The sequence below is a fragment of the Gemmatimonadota bacterium genome (assembly GCA_016719105.1).
GTDB lineage: Bacteria > Gemmatimonadota > Gemmatimonadetes > Gemmatimonadales > Gemmatimonadaceae > SCN-70-22.
Genome location: JADKAQ010000003.1, coordinates 63,291 through 79,601 on the forward strand (window position 1 = coordinate 63,291; position 16,311 = coordinate 79,601).

At 69.7% G+C, this 16,311-nt stretch carries 16 protein-coding genes; 14 read left to right on the plus strand and 2 right to left on the minus strand.

The annotated features are described in order from the left end of the window. Positions 1 to 24 precede the first annotated feature (24 nt). The 8 genes from IPN47_07025 (at position 25) to IPN47_07060 (ending at position 9,673) form a co-directional block, all read left to right on the plus strand. Positions 25 to 1,062, plus strand: coding sequence for a MoxR family ATPase (locus IPN47_07025; GenBank protein ID MBK9407793.1), 1,038 nt, complete (start codon positions 25 to 27; stop codon positions 1,060 to 1,062). Positions 1,063 to 1,072: 10 nt separating this feature from the next. Beyond that, on the plus strand, positions 1,073 to 2,026 hold the full coding sequence (locus IPN47_07030; GenBank protein MBK9407794.1) for a DUF58 domain-containing protein: 954 nt from the start codon (positions 1,073 to 1,075) through the stop codon (positions 2,024 to 2,026). Beyond that, positions 2,023 to 4,107, plus strand: a complete 2,085-nt coding sequence (locus tag IPN47_07035) for a BatA and WFA domain-containing protein (GenBank protein ID MBK9407795.1) — start codon at positions 2,023 to 2,025, stop codon at positions 4,105 to 4,107. Before IPN47_07030 ends, IPN47_07035 begins: the two co-directional genes overlap by 4 nt. 10 nt (positions 4,108 to 4,117) lie before the next feature. After that, positions 4,118 to 7,318, plus strand: coding sequence for a hypothetical protein (locus IPN47_07040; protein MBK9407796.1), 3,201 nt, complete (start codon positions 4,118 to 4,120; stop codon positions 7,316 to 7,318). Continuing rightward, on the plus strand, positions 7,311 to 7,724 hold the full coding sequence (locus tag IPN47_07045) for a hypothetical protein (protein ID MBK9407797.1): 414 nt from the start codon (positions 7,311 to 7,313) through the stop codon (positions 7,722 to 7,724). The genes IPN47_07040 and IPN47_07045 overlap by 8 nt, the downstream gene beginning before the upstream one ends. 38 nt (positions 7,725 to 7,762) lie before the next feature. Beyond that, complete coding sequence (locus IPN47_07050) at positions 7,763 to 8,296, plus strand: DinB family protein (GenBank protein MBK9407798.1); 534 nt, start codon at positions 7,763 to 7,765, stop codon at positions 8,294 to 8,296. Beyond that, entirely contained in the window at positions 8,293 to 8,826 is a 534-nt protein-coding gene (locus IPN47_07055) for a DinB family protein (GenBank protein ID MBK9407799.1), read from the plus strand. Before IPN47_07050 ends, IPN47_07055 begins: the two co-directional genes overlap by 4 nt. Positions 8,827 to 8,929: 103 nt before the next feature. Then, on the plus strand, positions 8,930 to 9,673 hold the full coding sequence (locus tag IPN47_07060; protein ID MBK9407800.1) for a DUF481 domain-containing protein: 744 nt from the start codon (positions 8,930 to 8,932) through the stop codon (positions 9,671 to 9,673). A gap of 103 nt (positions 9,674 to 9,776) precedes the next feature. Here IPN47_07060 and IPN47_07065 read toward each other — a convergent pair whose 3' ends face one another. Beyond that, positions 9,777 to 10,640: a TerC family protein gene (locus tag IPN47_07065; protein ID MBK9407801.1), complete on the minus strand. Its 864-nt coding sequence runs from the start codon at positions 10,638 to 10,640 to the stop codon at positions 9,777 to 9,779. A 140-nt stretch (positions 10,641 to 10,780) separates the two neighbouring features. Then, complete coding sequence (locus IPN47_07070) at positions 10,781 to 11,695, minus strand: M55 family metallopeptidase (protein ID MBK9407802.1); 915 nt, start codon at positions 11,693 to 11,695, stop codon at positions 10,781 to 10,783. A gap of 159 nt (positions 11,696 to 11,854) precedes the next feature. On the opposite strand from IPN47_07070, the gene bstA reads away from it, so the two are divergent. The 6 genes from bstA (at position 11,855) to IPN47_07100 (ending at position 16,309) form a co-directional block, all read left to right on the plus strand. After that, complete coding sequence (gene bstA / locus IPN47_07075) at positions 11,855 to 12,385, plus strand: bacillithiol transferase BstA (GenBank protein MBK9407803.1); 531 nt, start codon at positions 11,855 to 11,857, stop codon at positions 12,383 to 12,385. Between the two features lie 73 nt (positions 12,386 to 12,458). Beyond that, entirely contained in the window at positions 12,459 to 13,019 is a 561-nt protein-coding gene (locus IPN47_07080) for a histidine phosphatase family protein (GenBank protein ID MBK9407804.1), read from the plus strand. A 279-nt stretch (positions 13,020 to 13,298) separates the two neighbouring features. After that, the gene (locus IPN47_07085; protein ID MBK9407805.1) at positions 13,299 to 13,901 is read left to right on the plus strand and encodes a hypothetical protein; all 603 of its coding nucleotides are present in this window, start codon (positions 13,299 to 13,301) and stop codon (positions 13,899 to 13,901) included. Between the two features lie 247 nt (positions 13,902 to 14,148). Further along, positions 14,149 to 14,595 (plus strand): hypothetical protein, encoded by a 447-nt coding sequence (locus tag IPN47_07090; GenBank protein MBK9407806.1) that lies wholly within the window; start codon positions 14,149 to 14,151, stop codon positions 14,593 to 14,595. 2 nt (positions 14,596 to 14,597) lie between these two features. Beyond that, positions 14,598 to 15,401: an SET domain-containing protein-lysine N-methyltransferase gene (locus IPN47_07095; protein ID MBK9407807.1), complete on the plus strand. Its 804-nt coding sequence runs from the start codon at positions 14,598 to 14,600 to the stop codon at positions 15,399 to 15,401. Continuing rightward, positions 15,398 to 16,309, plus strand: a complete 912-nt coding sequence (locus IPN47_07100; GenBank protein ID MBK9407808.1) for a hypothetical protein — start codon at positions 15,398 to 15,400, stop codon at positions 16,307 to 16,309. Before IPN47_07095 ends, IPN47_07100 begins: the two co-directional genes overlap by 4 nt. The last annotated feature ends 2 nt before the right edge of the window (positions 16,310 to 16,311 follow it).

A 16,311-nucleotide genomic window follows, 5' to 3' on the forward strand; every position in this document is an offset into this window, starting at 1 on the left:
CCGACGCACTGACCCAGGAGACCCGTGACGACTACTGCCCCAGAAGGCGTTGCCCTCAACGCCCCCGACGACCTCGCCCTGGCCGACAAGCTGCGCGCCGGACAGCAACAGATCCTGACCGAGCTGCACAAGCTCATCATCGGACAGGAACAGGTCGTGGAGCAGGCCCTCACCGCGCTCTTCGCCGGCGGCAACTGCCTCATCGTGGGCGTCCCCGGACTCGCCAAGACGCTCTTGATCCACACCATGGCGCAGGTGCTCGACCTGCGCTTCTCGCGCATCCAGTTCACCCCCGACCTGATGCCGTCGGACATCACGGGGACCGACATCATCCAGGAAGATCCGGAGACGGGGCGCCGGCGCATGGCCTTCGTGCCGGGGCCGATCTTCGCCAACATCGTCCTGGCCGACGAGATCAACCGCACGCCGCCCAAGACGCAGTCGGCGCTGCTCGAGGCGATGCAGGAGCACCGGGTGACGGTGCAGGGGCGCACCTACAAGCTCGAAGAACCGTTCTTCGTCTTTGCGACGCAGAATCCGATCGAGCTCGAGGGGACCTATCCGCTCCCCGAGGCGCAGCTCGATCGCTTCATGTTCCAGGTGATCATCGACTACCTCAACGAGGACGACGAGCTCAAGGTCGTGCAGACGACGACGGCGATCCAGAGCCACGTCTTCAAGCACGCGATCACGGGGCCGGACATCATCGCCTTCCAGCGACTCGTCAGGCGCGTCCCGGTGGCCGAGTCGGTGGCGCGATACGCGGTGCACCTCGTACGGGCGAGCCGTCCCACGTCGCCGACGGCCCCGGACTTCATCAAGCAGTGGGTGACCTACGGCGCCTCCACGCGTGCGGCACAGTACCTCGTGCTCGGCGGCAAGGCGCGCGCGCTCATGCAGGGGCGCTATCACGTCTCGTTCGATGATGTGAAGGCGCTGGCCGCGCCGGTGCTGCGTCACCGCATCCTCACGAACTTTCACGCGCAGTCCGAGCGGGTGACGACCGACCAGATCATCGCCAAGCTGGTCGACGCGGTGCCGCTCCCCAAGGCCAGGCTGTAGCCGCGCGCCGATGACCAATCCACCCACCACGCCATCCTCCGCACCGCCCGAACGCCCGGACGACGCGTCGCAGGTCGGGGTCCGATTCATCGACCCCGCCGCGCTGGCGCGCATCGGCAACCTGGAGTTGGTGGCGCGGTGGGTGGTGGAAGGGTTCATCTCCGGGTTGCATCGCTCGCCGCACCTCGGCTTCTCGACCGACTTTGCCGAGCATCGGCAGTACGTGCCCGGCGACGACATCCGCCACATCGACTGGCGAGTGTATGCGCGCACCGAGCGGTACTACCTCAAGGAGTTCGAGGCCGACACCAACACCAACTTCATGGTGCTGCTCGACGTGTCGGGGTCGATGGGCTACGGCTCGGGAGCGCTGACCAAGCTCGCGTATGCGAAGTACCTCGCGGCCTCGCTCACCTACTTCTCGCATCGCCAGCGCGATCGCGTCGGCTTTGCGTCGTTCGATGAGGACATCCTCGATTACGTGCCGCCGTCGGCCAAGCACCTGCAACAGGTGCTCTACTCGATCGACCGCGCGACGCCTCGGGGGCAGGGTTCGCTCGGGCGTGCGCTGGCCAAGATCGCGGAGAGCCAGCGGCGGCGCGGCTTCATGCTCCTCCTCTCCGACCTGTACGAGGAGCCGGCACGCGTGATCTCCGCCTTGGGGCCGTTGCGCGACGCCGGGCACGATGTGGTCGTGATGCAGCTGCTCGACCCCATGGAGCGCACCTTCGACTTCAGTGATGCCGCGACCTTCGAGGACGTGGAGAGCGGCGTGCGGCTGCCGGTCGTGCCGTCGCGACTGCGCGCCGAGTACCAGCGGCTCGTCTCGGAGCACGTGGCGACGATGCAGCGGCGGCTCGGCGAACATCGCATCGACTACACGCTCGTGGACACCGGCAAGCCGCTGGACGCGCTGCTCTTCGACTACCTGCTGCGTCGGGAACGCCTGCGGACGGTGAAGTGATGCAGTTCTCTTTCCTCGCGCCGCTCTTCGCTGCCGCGTTCGCGGCGATCGCCATCCCGATTCTCGTGCACCTCGTGCACAAGGAACGGAAGGAATCGATCGCCTTTCCCTCGCTGATGTTCCTGCAGCGCACGCCGTACCAGCACGCCAGCCGGCAGCGCATACGCGACTGGCTCCTCTTCGCGGCGCGCTGCCTGCTCATCGCGCTGCTGGCCGCCGCGTTCATGCGTCCGGTGCTGGCGCGTACCGCGGAAGCGGCCGCGACCTCGACCGGCGGGACCGACGTCGTCATCCTGCTCGACCGATCGTTGAGCATGCGCTATGGCGAGCGGTGGAGCGCCGCACAGCAGGCGGTGCGCGGGCGCATCGCATCGTTGGGGCGGGAGGATCGCCTGACGATCGTCCCGTTCGATGTGCGCGCCAGCGCGGTGAACGATCCGAGCGGAGACGCCCAGCTGCTTCGTGGCGCGCTCGACTCGATTCGCCCCGTCGACGCCGGTACGCGCCTGGCGCCGGCCGTCGCGCTCGCTCGCCGACTGCTCGGGAGCTCCCGGCTCCCGAAGCGGGAACTCGTCGTGGTCAGCGACTTCCAGCGGAGCGCGTGGGACCTTGGCGATGAGGTGACGATGCCACCGGGGACGGCGATCGTCCCGGTCGATGTCGGGCAGGGACCCGTGGTGAACCGGTCGGTGCGCGCGGTCGAGACGCGGCGTGACCTCGCTGCACCGGGGGAACGGGTGATCGTGAGCGCCCGGGTCATCAACATCGGGCCGGCGGTGAAGGGGGCGGCGGTACGCCTCGAGGTCAACGGACGGGTACTCGAGACGCGCACGGTCGACCTTCCGGCCGACGCGGGGGGGGCGGTGGCGTTTGCCCCTGTCGCGGTCCCGGCGGACGGTGTGCCGGCGCGCGTGACGATCGACGCCGACGCGCTCACCGCAGACGACGCGTTTCACTTCCTGCTGCGGCGTGCGCCGACGCTCGGCGTGCTGCTGGTCGACCATGGCGATGCCCCCGCCGAGCGGGCGCTCTTCGTCGCGCGGGCGCTCGCGATCGGCGACCAACCCGCCTTCGACGTGAAGGCGGTGCGCGCTCCCCGGGCCACGCCAGCCGACCTCACGGGGCGGCGACTCGTCATTCTCAACGATGCCGGCGTGCCGACAGGGATCGGCGCCGCGCGGCTCTTGTCGTTCGTCCGTGCGGGGGGCGGTCTGCTGAATGCGTTAGGCGAGCACGGATCGATTCGCAGCTGGCCCGCCGAGTTCCGGCCGCTCCTCCCGGACTCGATCGGCGCGCCGGTCGACCGGTTGGGCGAGCGGGGCGCGGTGTTGGGCTACCTGGATCGCGCGCATCCGGCGCTGTCGATCTTTGGGGGGACGCGCAGCGGCGACTTGTCGGTCGCGCGCTTCTTCCGATATCGCCCGCTGGGGGTGCGTGAGGGGATCCTGGCCCGCTTCGACGATGGCGCGGTGGCGCTTGCCGAGCGTCGCGAAGGGCGTGGCCGCGTGCTGACGTGGGGGAGCAGCTTCGATGGGCTCTGGAACGACCTGCCGCGACAGGCGGTCTTCCTCCCGTTCCTGCAGCAGGTGTCGCAGTACGCGGCGGCCTTCCGCCCGCAGCGCGCCGCGTACGCGGTCGGCGAGTCGGTCGACCTGGCGGACGGTGCGGCCGGTGACAGCGCATCGGTCGGGAACGGTCGCTTCAGCGTGCGCGCCCCTGGTGGCGACCGGCTCGCGATCGGCGGCCCCGACGCCCCGGGCGCGCTGGAACTGCGGGAGCGCGGGTGGTACGAAGTGCGGCGCTCCGGGGCCCCTAACGAGCGGCCGCGCCTCGTGGCCGCCAACCCGGCGCCCGCGGAGCTCGAGTTCGCCACGTTCGATCCGGCGCGCCTCACCAACGCCTTGGCCCCTGACGGCACGCTGGCGACCGCTGAGGGGACGGTGGATCCGGTGCAGCGCCTTGTGGAACAGGAACGCACGCAGTCGATGTGGTGGTATCTTCTCGTCGTGGCGTCGCTCGTGTTGCTGGCAGAAGGTGTGCTGGCGAGCCGGGCGTCGCGGCGGCGGTTACAGCCCAGGTAGGAGACGCGCCATGGCCACGTTCGCCGAACCGACCATCCCACGCAGCACGCCGCCATTCGGCGTGGCACTCGCGCGTATCCGACGGCGCTGGCGCTGGCGGCACGCCGCCGTTGGGGTGGCGATCACGCTTGCGGTCCTGCTCGTGGGCTTCTGGGTGGCGGCCGCCGCGCTGCAAGGGGCGCGCTTCTCGCCCGCGAGTGTGGCGATCGCGCGCTGGGGGCTGGGCGTGGTCGTGGCCCTGGTGGCCGCGCGGTTCGTGGCCTGGCCACTCGTCAGGCAGCTGCCCGATGGGCGACTGGCGCTGTACGTGGAGGAGCGCGTTCCCGAACTGGGCGGGGCCGTCTTGAGCGCGGTCGAGGTCGCGGCCACGACGGTGCCTGACGAGGCGCGCTCGACACTCCTGACGGCGGGGCTCTTCAACGACGCGGCCCTGCGTCTCGAACGGACGCCGGCGGTGCCGGTGCTGGAGCGTCCTGCCACGCTGCGCGCACTCGCCGTCTCGGCGCTCCTGGTCGCGTCGGGGGCTGCGTTGGTCGCGCTGGGCCCGTCGTGGATTGGCCAGTCGGCTCGGCTGATCCTGACCCCGTGGCGCGATGTGGCGTCGGCTCCGGTCTACGCGATCGAGGTCACGCCTGGCGATGCGACCGTCGCCCGCGGCAGCGACTTCGAGATCTCGGCGCGCCTACGGGGATTCGAGAGCGACGTGGTGGAGTTGTCGGTGCGTCGTGGCGCGAATGGGGAGTGGGAGCACCTGGCCATGGGCCCCGGCGGCGACTCGACGCGGTTCACGGCGCGCCTCTTCGACGTCTCGGACAATGCGGAGTACTACGTCGAATCCAACGGAGTGCGCTCCGCCCCCTTCACGCTCACGGTGCGTGACCTGCCGGCGGTGCGCCAGCTCGACCTCACCCTGCAGTATCCGTCGTACACCGGACTTCCGGCCGAGCAGCTGGACGACGTGGGTGACATCGCGGCGGTGAAGGGGACGCGCGTCACGGTGACTGTGCGCGCCACACGTGCCGTGCGCGGTGGGCGCCTCGTGCTCGATCGCGACGCGTCGATCGCACTCACCCGACTCGACGACTCCACGCTCACCGGCAGCGTGAGCATCCGCCGCGACGGCTTCTATCGCGTCGAACTCGATGCACCTGACGGGACGCGGGTGGCCGGGAACGTCGACTACGTGATCGACGCGATGGACGACCTGCCGCCGCAGGTGTCGATGCGGAAGCCCGGGCGCGACGTGCGCCCCACCTCGGTCGAAGAAGTGCTGGTCGAAGCGGAGGCCAGCGACGACTACGGCGTCGGCAAGTTGGAGCTGCACTACCAGGTGAATGGCGGCGAGGAGAAGACGATCGTGTTGTCCGAGGGGCGAGGGCGGCGTCCGCGCGAGCTGAGCGCCGGCCACACCCTCTTCCTCGAGGAGCTGGCGCTGCAACCGGGCGATGTCGTGTCGTACTACGCCAAAGCGTGGGACAACGACGCCGTGTCCGGGGCGAAGTCTGCGTCGACCGACATCTACTTCCTGACGATTCGCCGTTTCGATCGCGAGTTTCGGCAGAACCAGCAGGGCGGGGGGGGCGGTGGAGCGCCCGGCGAGAACACGGGGACGCTGGTCGCGCGGCAACGCGAAATCGTCGCCGCCACGTTCAAGGCCAATCGCGATCGCCCCACGCCGGAGACGCCGGCCTTTCAGAGCGACGTGACGACGATCCTCCTCGGGCAGGGGCGGCTCCGGGAGGAGGTGCAGCAGACGCTCACCCGGCTACAGCGCCCGGCGGTGCAGGGGACCGACACGACGTTCAAGGTCATCGCGGAGATCATGCCCAAGGTGCTGGCCGAGATGAAGGCGGCCGAGGGGGAACTCGCCGTTCGCCGGCTTGGGGAGGCGCTGGCGCCGGAACAGCGCGCGTTGCGGCTGCTGGAGCGCGTGGACGCGCTGTTCAAGGAGGTGCAGGTGAGCATGCAGAACGGCGGTGGGGGCGGTGGCGGCGGTGGTGGTTCCGCCGAGGACCTTGCCGACCTGTTCGAGCTGGAAACGGACAAGCTGCGCAACCAGTACGAGCAGGTGCAGAGCGGGGCGCAGCAGCAGGCCAATCGGGAGGTGGACGAGACGCTGGAGCGGCTCAAGCGCCTGGCCGCGCGGCAGCAGCAGGAGAACGAGCGCGCTCGCCAGCGGGCACAGGCCGGGAGCGGCGGTGGTGGCGGAGGGGGCTCACAGCGGCAGATGGCCGAGGAGGCCGAGCAGCTGGCGCGGCGACTCGAGCGGCTGGCCCGCGAGCAGGAATCGCCCGAGATGCAGCAGACCGCACGCGCGTTGCAGGATGCGGCCACCGCGATGCGACGCTCTGCGGCCAGTGAAGGAAAGCAGGGGAGCGGCAGCGGGAGCGCGGCGCAGGACCGGTTGGAGGCGGCGCGTCGCCTGCTCGAGGAATCGCGCGGCGCCCAGGCGTCGCGCAGCATGCAGGGCGCTGCCGACCGCGCGCAGCGGCTGGCCGGCCAGCAGCGTGAGGTGCGCGAGGAGGTGAGCCGACTGGGAGATGGCGGCAACCGCGAGGAGCGCCAGCGGCGTGTCGACGAGCGCAAGGACCAGATGGCGCGCGAGGTGGAGCAGCTCGAGGAAGAACTCGATCGGCTCTCGCGCGATGCGTTGCGCGAGCGCGGCGCGGCGGCGCGGACGCTCAAGGAAGCGGCCGACGCGATCCGGCAGCAACGGTTGGACGACATGATCCGCTATTCCAAGGACATCGCGCGTCAACAGTCGCGCGAGACGGCGGAGAACTTCGAGGCGCGCATCGGCGAGGTGCTCGACTCGTTGGCGACCAAGGTGGCGGGTGCCGCCTCGGCGGCGGTGAACGACAGCACGCAGCGTCGCGCGCGGTCGCTGGCGCAGGCGCGTGACCTCGTGCGCTCGTTGGCGTCGCTGGAGGAACGGATGCGGGAGCGCACCGGCGAATCGGCGCAGGGCCAGCGAGGGCAGCAAGGGCAGCAGGGCCAGCAGGGCCAGCAAGGCCAGCAGGGCCAGCAGGGCCAGCAGGGCCAGCAGGGCCAGCAGGGCCAGCAAGGGCCAGCAAGGCCAGCAAGGCCAGCAAGGCCAGCAAGGCCAGCAAGGCCAGCAAGGCCAGCAAGGCCAGGGGGGCGCACAGGGGCAGGGCGGCCAACCGGGACAGGGCGGCGGCCAGCGTGGCGGTTCCCTCACGCCGATGCCTAACGGCGGCCAGAGTGGGGGACAGGGGCAGGGGCGTCCGATGGGGGGCGGACTGTCCGCAGAAGACGCCCGGCAGTTCTCGCGCGAATTGCGCGGTCAGCGCGAGGGGGCCGAGGGGTTGCGCCGCGAGCTCGCACGCGAGGGGGTCGCGACGCGCGACCTCGACCGCCTGATCGCCCGCTTGCGGGAGCTCGAGTCCGGGCGTTCCTTCAACGACCCCGAAGAGCTGGCGCGCCTGCGCGGCGCTGTGCTCGAGGGGTTCAAGGAATTCGAGTTCTCGTTGCGGCGGCAGTTGGGGGAGCGCGAGCGCGAGGGGCCGGTGCTGGGTGGTGGCAACGACGTGCCGCCGGGCTATCGCGACCTGGTGAGCGAGTACTTCCGTTCGCTGTCGCGCAAGGCCAAACCCTGACGCGTCGCGCCTCCATGTCCTCTCATCATCCCGGTCCCATGTCACACGTTCACGTCATTCGCACGACCCGTCCCGACGCGACCGAGTACGCGCCGTACTACGCGGGCTATGTGGGCCACGTCCCGACGGCGGACGTGGTGGAGACGCTGTCCACGCAGCACGACACGACGCTGGCGTTCCTGCGCTCGATCGACGAGGAGAAGTCGCTCGCCCGCTACGCCCCCGGCAAGTGGAGCATTCGCGAGGTGGTCGGGCACCTGATCGACGCGGAGCGGATCTTCACGTACCGCGCCCTGCGCTTCGCCCGCGCCGACGAAACGGCGCTCGCGTCGTTCGACGAGAATGCCTACATCACGAGTGCCAGCTTCGATGACCGATCGCTGGCCTCGTTATGCGACGAGTTCGAGGCCGTTCGGCGGGCCTCGGTCCTCCTCTTCGCCTCGCTGAATGCGACCGAGTGGCTGCGGCGCGGCGTCGCCAGCAACAACGTGATGAGCGTTCGGGCCCTGGCCTGGGTCACCGCCGGGCACGAGCTGCATCATGTGGGCATCCTCAAGACCCGCTACCTGTGAGTGAACCGGAGGCCTGGCTGCGGGGGCCGGTCCCGGGAATCGCGCCGCTGTTGCAGCCGGCGGCGCACGCCTTCCAACAGGTTCGCGAGGAAATGGCACGCCTCCTGCCGTCCCGTTCGACCGAGGAGGCGTGGACGACGCCCGGCGGGGCCCCGAGCGTGGCGTACCACGCGCGCCACCTGGCGGGGAGTACCGACCGTCTCCTCACCTATGCCCGCGGGGAGGCGCTCGTCGAGGCGCAACTGGCCCGGTTGGCCGCCGAGCGCACGGTGCCGGAGCCGCGGCCGGATGGCGCGGCGCTCTGGCGCGAGGTGGCCGAGGCGCTCGACGACGCGCTCCGCCAGCTGCAGCACTGGTCGTCACGTCCGGACGAGCTGCTCGCGCCGCGCACGGTCGGGCGGGGGCGCCTGCCGTCAACCGTGCTCGGCCTGCTCTTCCACGCCGCGGAGCATGCGCAGCGTCACGCCGGGCAGGTGACGACCACGGCGCGCATCGTGCGCGGTGGCGCCGGTGTGGCGAGCTCGGCCTAACGACCGTCCGGCGGTGCGTTGCGGCTGATCACCCGGCGGCGCTAGCTTCCCGACGGGCGGGCGAACGGATCGTCCGCCGGGATCACCGCCAGCCCAATTCCACATGACCTCGACGTTCCGTCGCTGGTGGCCGCTGGCCGCCGCGACCCTCGCCATCGCGCCGCTCCTTGCCACGCGACTCCACGCGCAGGACAAGCCCAAGCCGCGCGAACTCAACGCCGACATCGGCTACGTCAGCACCACCGGCAACACCGAGATCAGCGCCTTCAACCTCGGGGAGAAGCTCGTCCTCCGCGCCGGGAAGTGGGAGCACAAGCAGCAGTTCGGCTCCGTCTACGCCAGCCAGGACGGCAAGCAGACGTCGAACCTCCTCTTCACCAACTGGCGCAGCGACTGGTCGTTCCATCCGCGACTCGCGCTCTTCGGGTATGCGGGCTTCGATCGCAACACCTTCGCCGGCATCTCGCGCCGCTTCGAGGAGGCGCTCGGCGTCTCCGCCAAGCTCGTGACGCTGGCCAACGACGCCTGGTCGCTGGAGGCGGGGCTCGGGATGAACCAGCAGCGCGCGGTCGACGGGACGAACAAGAGCTTCGCCTCGGTGCGCAGCGCCACGGTCTACCGCCACAACTTCACGAAGGCCGCGTACTTCCAGCAGGGGGTCGAGTTCCTCCCCAACCTCGATACCTCCGAGGACTATCGCGTGAACTCGGAGACCGCGTTGGTCGCGCCGATCTCGTCGCACATCGGGATGAAGTTTGCCTACGTGATCCGCTTCGACAACCTCCCCGAAACGGGACGGGCCAAGAACGATCGCATCTTCACGTCGGGGCTGCAGTTCAACTGGTGACCTTCTGACGAGAGACGCGCGGCCGCCCGGGAGTTCCGGTCGGCCGCGCGTGTGCGTTTGGGGGCGTGCGTAGAAGTGCGCGTGGGCGCGTAGGCGCGAGCGCCTAACGCTTCCGTTTGCGCTTGCCGCCGGAGGGAGCACTCCCCGAGGCGCCCCCGGCGCCTGCTCCCGCGCGGGAGGGGCTGCGTGGCGCACCGCCGCCGGCCGTGGCGGGCGCGACGTCGCTCGTGCGCGGGGTGTCGTGCAGCCGCACGGGCGCCGCCGCGCGCTTGCGCAGCTGCAGGTTGAGCATCTCCACGAGGAACGAGAAGGCCATCGCGAAGTAGGTGTAGCCCTTGGGGATGTGATGCCCCAGCGCCTCGGCCACCAGGTTCGTCCCGATGAGGACGAGGAACGACAAGGCGAGGATCTTGATCGTCGGGTGCTGGTCGACGAAGTCGGCGATGGGGTTGGCCGCCAGCAGCATGATGCCGAGCGCGATGATGTTGGCGCCGATCATGATGGGGATGTGACTCACCATTCCCACCGCGGTGATCACCGAGTCGAGCGAGAAGACGATGTCGACGAGCATGATCTGCACGACGACCGCCGTGAGCGCCGCTTGTTTGGGCGTGGCGCCGGCGGCGTGTTCGGTCCCCTCGAGCTTGTCGTGGATCTCGTAGGTCGCCTTGCCGATGAGGAAGAGGCCGCCGAGCAGCAGGATGAGCGCCCGCCCGCTGAAGCCGATCCCGGCGATGGTGAACAGCGGGGTCGTCAGCCGCACGATCCAGGCGATCGAGAGCAGCAGCAGGATGCGGGTGAAGAAGGCGCCGAGCAGCCCCAGGCGGCGCGCCTTCATCTGATCGCCCTTGTCCAGCTTGGACGAGAGGATCGAGATGAAGATGATGTTGTCGATGCCGAGGACGACCTCGAGCACCGTCAGCGTCAGCAGGCCGATCCAGGCTTGGGGGTCGGCAATCCATTCCATGCAGTGACTCCTCGTGCGGTGTGGCGGCGCGCGCGGGTGCGCGACCATCCATCCCGAAACGTAGCCACCCCTGCCCACGTTCCGCAGGCAGGGGTGGCGAGTGCGTGTCGGCCGATGGGCGGGGGCGGGGCCCCCTGTCGTTAGGGCGTGAGGTCGGTCTGGTACGTGTTGACGAACTCGAGGAAGCGTGAGACTTCGAGGATGTTCTTGCCCGTGAAGCGAATCGTGTGGGCATCGACCCGCGTTACGATCGGGAGGTAGGTAAGCATCTCCGCGGCGCGGTAGTGCTTGAACGAGATGTCGGCGGTGACGGCGCCGCTGAGGACGTACGGGGTGATGCGCGCGCGCTTCTCGACCCCGGCCTTCACCCGCGCGCGGATCAGCGCCTGCCCGGCCTTGGGGGTCATCGTGGCGGCGGAGTGGAAGGAGATGGCGCGCTTCACGATCGCCCCCTCCATCCCGACGCCAAAGGGCGACACCTCGGCCACCGCCGCATCGTCTCCCGAGACCATCACGATCGGGACGCCGTAGTAGCCGGCGATCGCCGCGTTGATCCCCCCCTCGGGCACCTCGCGCCCGTTGAGCTTGACTCCCGTCAACGTGGCGCTCGACATCGTGTGCGCCCGTACCCCCTTCACGTTCGACGTTCCCGAGTGGTAGCCGATGAAGACCGCCGCGGCGAACGACGAGTCGACCCCCTCCATCATCATGTTGGGGCGCGGCCACGAGCGGACGATCGTGATGTCGTCGGGGAACTGGTCGATGAGCAGGTTCTCCCCGTTGCCGTGCGAATCGCTGACGACGATTTCGGTCGCGCCCGCATCTCGCGCCCCCTGGATCGCCGCGAGTGCCTCGCCCGTCATCCACTCGCGCGCGCGCTGGTACTCGAACGACGTGGGGCCGAGTTGATCGCTGCTCACCACGCCGGTGATCCCCTCCATGTCGACGGAGATGTACACCTTGAGCGCACGCTGGGCCTGCGCGGCGCGAGGGGAGACAGCTGCGACGGCGAGCAGGGCGAGGGCACAGCCGAACGCGATCGGACGACCGGACATGGAGGGCTCGGGATAGAGGACGCCAAAGGCTGCACTCCCGAACGCCGCGGCACAACCTCGCCCCCCCTCACTGGCCCGGTTTGGTTCGGTCGACCGGATGGCTAGCTTCGTTCGAACCTGCCCCATGCGCCCGTCACGTCACGCGACTTCCCCTCGATCATGACTGCACCGGACCTGCGCTATCCCATCGGCCGCTACGCGCCGCCGACCGCGTTCTCCGCCACCTGGCGCGCAGCCCAGATCGCGCGCATCGCGGCGACCCCGTCGGCCCTTCGTGCCGCCGTCGCCGGGCTCTCGGACGAACAGCTCGACACGCCGTACCGGCCGGATGGATGGACTGTTCGTCAGGTAGTGCATCACCTCCCCGATTCGCACCTCAACGCGTACGTTCGCCTCAAGCTGGCCCTCACCGAGGATCGGCCGACGATCCGGCCGTATGACGAGGTGGCGTGGGCGCAACTCGAGGACTCCCGCAGCACCCCGATCGAGGTGTCGTTGCAGCTGCTGGATGCGGTGCACGATCGCTTCGTGCGCCTGCTGCGGTCCATGAACGACGCGGACTTCGATCGGCGCTACGTCCACCCCGACTCGGGGGAGCATACGCTTCACCACCTCCTCGGGTTGTATGCGTGGCATGGCGACCATCACGTGGCCCACGTGACGGCGCTGCGCGCGAGGATGCAGTGGTAGTGGGCAGCGCACCCGTAGGACCAGTGATGCTGAGTCGGAACCCAGACACCCTTGGCCGGAGCAACCGCGCGACATGATCTCCCTCAAGCTCATCGCCCCCTTGGCGCTCGCCGCGCTGGTCGCGACACCCCTCGCGCAACGCGAGGCCGACACGGTCGTTCTCGTCGTGCGCCACGCCGAGAAGTCGGCGCCGAGCGGTGATGTCCCGCTCTCGGCCGCCGGCGAGTCGCGCGCGCAGGCCCTCGTAGCCATCGGGCGCGAGGCGGGCGTCTCGGCTGTCATCACGACACAGTTCCAGCGGACCCGGCAAACCGCGGCTCCCTTGGCCACGGCGTTGGGGATCACCCCGGAGGTGATCGACGTGAAGGGAGGGGTCGCCGAGCACGTGGCCGGGATCGCGCAGGCGATCAAGACTCGGCACGCCGGGCGCACGGTGCTGGTCGTCGGACACAGTAACACCGTGCCGGCCATCGTCACCGCGCTGGGGGGCCCCAAGCTCCCCGACCTCTGCGACGACTTCTACGATGATCTCTTCACCGTCGTCGTCTCGTCCGACGGCTCGGCGCGCGTGGTGCACGCCAGATACGGCGCACCGTCGACCGTCGGCGCGGCCTGCGCGGCGATGACCAGGTAGCTCCGGACGGGGTCGACCGACCTGACGAGCCGCGCCGTTAGAGAGCTGGGCGCGGTCGGGGAGTGAGCGTCGGGGAGTGTCTGGCTGGTGAGGACGGGCGTCCTGGTCGTGTCCCGCTCAAGGGACGCCCCCCTGTCAGCGAAAGAGGACACTCGGTAGTACCTTAGGGCGTGTGCTCCCAGTGAAAACGCGTGTCGAGCACATGGCCTGGTCCGTGCATTGGAGCGGGTCACGGAGGCGCGAGAGTGCCGGTCGTTGGACTGTCCCACAGTCGGGGGAATGATGCGAACCAACCTCGTACGAAAGCTCGTTCCGATCGCGCTCGTCGCGATGGCGTGCGGCCGGGGTGCGTCCGACTCGGCCACGATCACTGACGACCTGAGGAAGGACCTCGAGGCGGCGTCCTCGGCGCGTCCGGAGCTCGCCAGTGCCTCGGGCGCGTATCAGGCGACGCGTTTCGTGTCGGAGATCGAGCAGTCGAACGGCGCGGCGCCGGTGCAGCGCGCCCCGGCCCCTCGTCGCGTGGCGGCACGATCGGCCAATCTCCAGCAGAACGAGACGCATTCGCCGGCGCCTGAACCGCAGCAGGAAGTGCAGGTCGCCGAGACGCCGGCCGAGACGCCGCAAGCGCCGGCTCCGCAGAGCGACGTTCCGAGCGTCCCGTCGGTCGCCCCGCGTCCCTCCGCGCTCCCGGTCGACGTGCCCTCGATGCAGGGGACGGGGAACGGTGGCGGTGGTGGCGGTGGGATCGGTACGGGACGCGGTGGCGAAGGGATCGGCGACATCATCGGCGTCGTGATCCGTGGGGGAGGGGTCGGCGTCGATCACTGCCCGCCTCGCCGCCGCGGGCGTCCTCGCTTTCCGGGAAACTGGATGCGCTGATCGCGGTTTGCGTGGTGGGGCGAGCGGGGCGAGGGAGCGTTAGGCTCCCTCGCCCCGCGTCGCATCGGTGACCGCGCGTCGGGCAGGTGGGGCCGCGGGGCGCCGACCGCGTGAGCCCGTCGGCTCTCCGCGACGCAGCGACTCACTGGCGGCAATAGGTCGGCAGCGCCATACTCCGCCACGCCGAGGGAGACGATTGCCCTCGTGGCGCGCCGTTGCGCCTGACCAACGCCTTCCCGAGAACCCCGTGCTGACGAAGGACTATCCGGACCACTACGACGCCGAGCTCGTGCTCAAGCTGTACGACCTGCGGCGTGAGCCCGTCATGCGCGAGTCGCGCACCTTGATCAACGGCACCTTCCTCCCGACGTCGCTCGACGAGGTGATGGCCGTGACCAAGCACGATCATCCGCTCAACGCCGCCTGGCGTCAGTGCACCTCGTTCTGGGAGATGGTCTACGCGATGGCGCGACACGGGGTCATGCACGCCGACTTCATGCTGGAGAGCAACGGCGAGGGGCTCCTGCTCTACACGCGCATCGAGCCATGGCTCGCCGAGTATCGCGAACGGGCGGGGAACCCGCTGGCGTTTCGCAACGCCGAGTGGGTGGCCAACGAGACCGAGATGGGACGGACCATCGCCGAGCGATTCCGGAAGCGTGTGCGTGCTGCCCTCGCCGCCGCGGGGAAGTGACGATGCCGACCAAGCCAGTGGCCGATCCGCAGCCGTTCATCGTGCGACGCTCCTCCATCCAGGGGCGCGGCGGGTTCGCCTCGCGCAACATCGCGGCCGGCGAACGCATCGTGGAGTACGGGGGCGAACGCATTAGCTGGAAGGAAGCCGACACGCGCTACGACGACGACGCCCAGCGCCGGCACCACACGTTTCTCTTTGCCGTGACGTCGCGCACCGTGATCGACGGAGCGGTGCAGGGGAACGATGCGCGCTTCATCAACCACTCGTGCGATCCCAACTGCGAGGCGATCGACGACGACGGGCGCATCTACATCGAGGCGCTGCGCGACATTGCAGCTGGCGAGGAGCTGTACTACGACTACGCCTACGCCCGCGACGAGAGCACGACGGCGGAGGACGAGAAGCTGTACATGTGCCGCTGCGGGACGGCGGCGTGTCGCGGCTCGATCCTCGAACCGCCCAAGCAGAAGAAGGAACTCCCGAAGACGCATCACGTCGCCGCGCGGCATCCGCACGAACACGTGGGAGCGACCTCGCCGGCGTCAGCGCTGACGTCCCGGTCGAAGTCGAAGGCCAAGACGAAGACGACGAAGACGAAGGCCAGGACGAAGACGAAAGCCGGTTCCAAGACCAGGACCAAGGCCACGACCGGGACCAAGGGCACGTCGAAGACGAAGGCCAAGTCCGGGACGAGAGTGAAGGTCAAGGCGAAGGCGAAGGGGACGTCGAAGGGGACGTCGAGGACGCCGTCGAAGCCGCGCGGCCGTTCGGGAGGCGCGCGCCGGCGGTCCCGCTCGCGATGACCAACGGGCTCCTCGCGCATCGCGCGGTGCGCGCGCTGCTGGGCGCGGCGATCGACTATGCGGGGCTCTTCCCGCCGGCGTCGCTCGATCTGGCCACCGTGGTGGCCAACTACCGTGCCTATCGCGACGGGCCGGACGCGTGGGCGCTGGGGCGGCTGGTCGTCCCCGCCGCGAAGCTCCAGGCGCTGGCCGCGGAAGGGGCCGACGCGTGGCGTGCCGACGGTGGTCGCGGGGCGTCGCCGTGGCGCATCAGCGCGCTGTCCGGCCCCGCCGCGTCGGCCGATGCCGCCAGCATTGCCGAGTTCAATGCGGCACACGCCCCGCTGGCGATGGTCGACAGTGTCGAATCGCGTGCGACGTCGATCGAGCAGGTGCAGCAGCTGGCGGGGACGTTCGACGAACTGCAGCACTTCGTCGAGATCCCGCTCGCGGTCGACGTCGTTCCGCTCCTCGCGGCCATCCAGGCCATTGGCGCGCGCGCCAAGATGCGCACGGGCGGCGTGTCGCCCGACGCATTCCCGGCCGCTCGCGACGTGGCGCGCTTCCTCCACGGGTGCTCCGTGTTAGGTCTCGCGTTCAAGGCGACCGCGGGGCTGCACCACCCGATGCGTGGCGAGTACCGGCTCACCTACGCGCCGGATGCGCCGCACGGGACGATGTTCGGCTACCTCAACGTCTTCCTCGCGGCGGCGCAGGCGCGTGACGGCGCCCCGCTCGACGCGATCCTGCGAACGCTCGAGGGGCGCGAGCGAGCGATGCTCGGCATTCACGACGACGAGATTCGCTGGGAGGGAGGGCGCGCGTCGCAGGCCGCGATCGCCACCATGCGCCACGATTTTGCCCTCGCATTCGGCTCCTGTTCGTTCCGCGAGCCGCTGGACGACCTCGGTACCCTGTACGCCACCTGACG

Bases quoted from the DNA above. Each gene is read 5' to 3' on its own strand.
- IPN47_07030 (MBK9407794.1), top strand. From the start codon at position 1,073: ATGACCAATCCACCCACCACGCCATCCTCCGCACCGCCCGAACGCCCG.
- IPN47_07040 (MBK9407796.1), top strand. From the start codon at position 4,118: ATGGCCACGTTCGCCGAACCGACCATCCCACGCAGCACGCCGCCATTC.
- IPN47_07045 (MBK9407797.1), top strand. From the start codon at position 7,311: ATGCCTAACGGCGGCCAGAGTGGGGGACAGGGGCAGGGGCGTCCGATG.
- IPN47_07050 (MBK9407798.1), top strand. From the start codon at position 7,763: ATGTCACACGTTCACGTCATTCGCACGACCCGTCCCGACGCGACCGAG.
- IPN47_07060 (MBK9407800.1), top strand. From the start codon at position 8,930: ATGACCTCGACGTTCCGTCGCTGGTGGCCGCTGGCCGCCGCGACCCTC.
- IPN47_07065 (MBK9407801.1), bottom strand. From the start codon at position 10,640: ATGGAATGGATTGCCGACCCCCAAGCCTGGATCGGCCTGCTGACGCTG.
- IPN47_07070 (MBK9407802.1), bottom strand. From the start codon at position 11,695: ATGTCCGGTCGTCCGATCGCGTTCGGCTGTGCCCTCGCCCTGCTCGCC.
- bstA (MBK9407803.1), top strand. From the start codon at position 11,855: ATGACTGCACCGGACCTGCGCTATCCCATCGGCCGCTACGCGCCGCCG.
- IPN47_07080 (MBK9407804.1), top strand. From the start codon at position 12,459: ATGATCTCCCTCAAGCTCATCGCCCCCTTGGCGCTCGCCGCGCTGGTC.
- IPN47_07085 (MBK9407805.1), top strand. From the start codon at position 13,299: ATGATGCGAACCAACCTCGTACGAAAGCTCGTTCCGATCGCGCTCGTC.
- IPN47_07095 (MBK9407807.1), top strand. From the start codon at position 14,598: ATGCCGACCAAGCCAGTGGCCGATCCGCAGCCGTTCATCGTGCGACGC.
- IPN47_07100 (MBK9407808.1), top strand. From the start codon at position 15,398: ATGACCAACGGGCTCCTCGCGCATCGCGCGGTGCGCGCGCTGCTGGGC.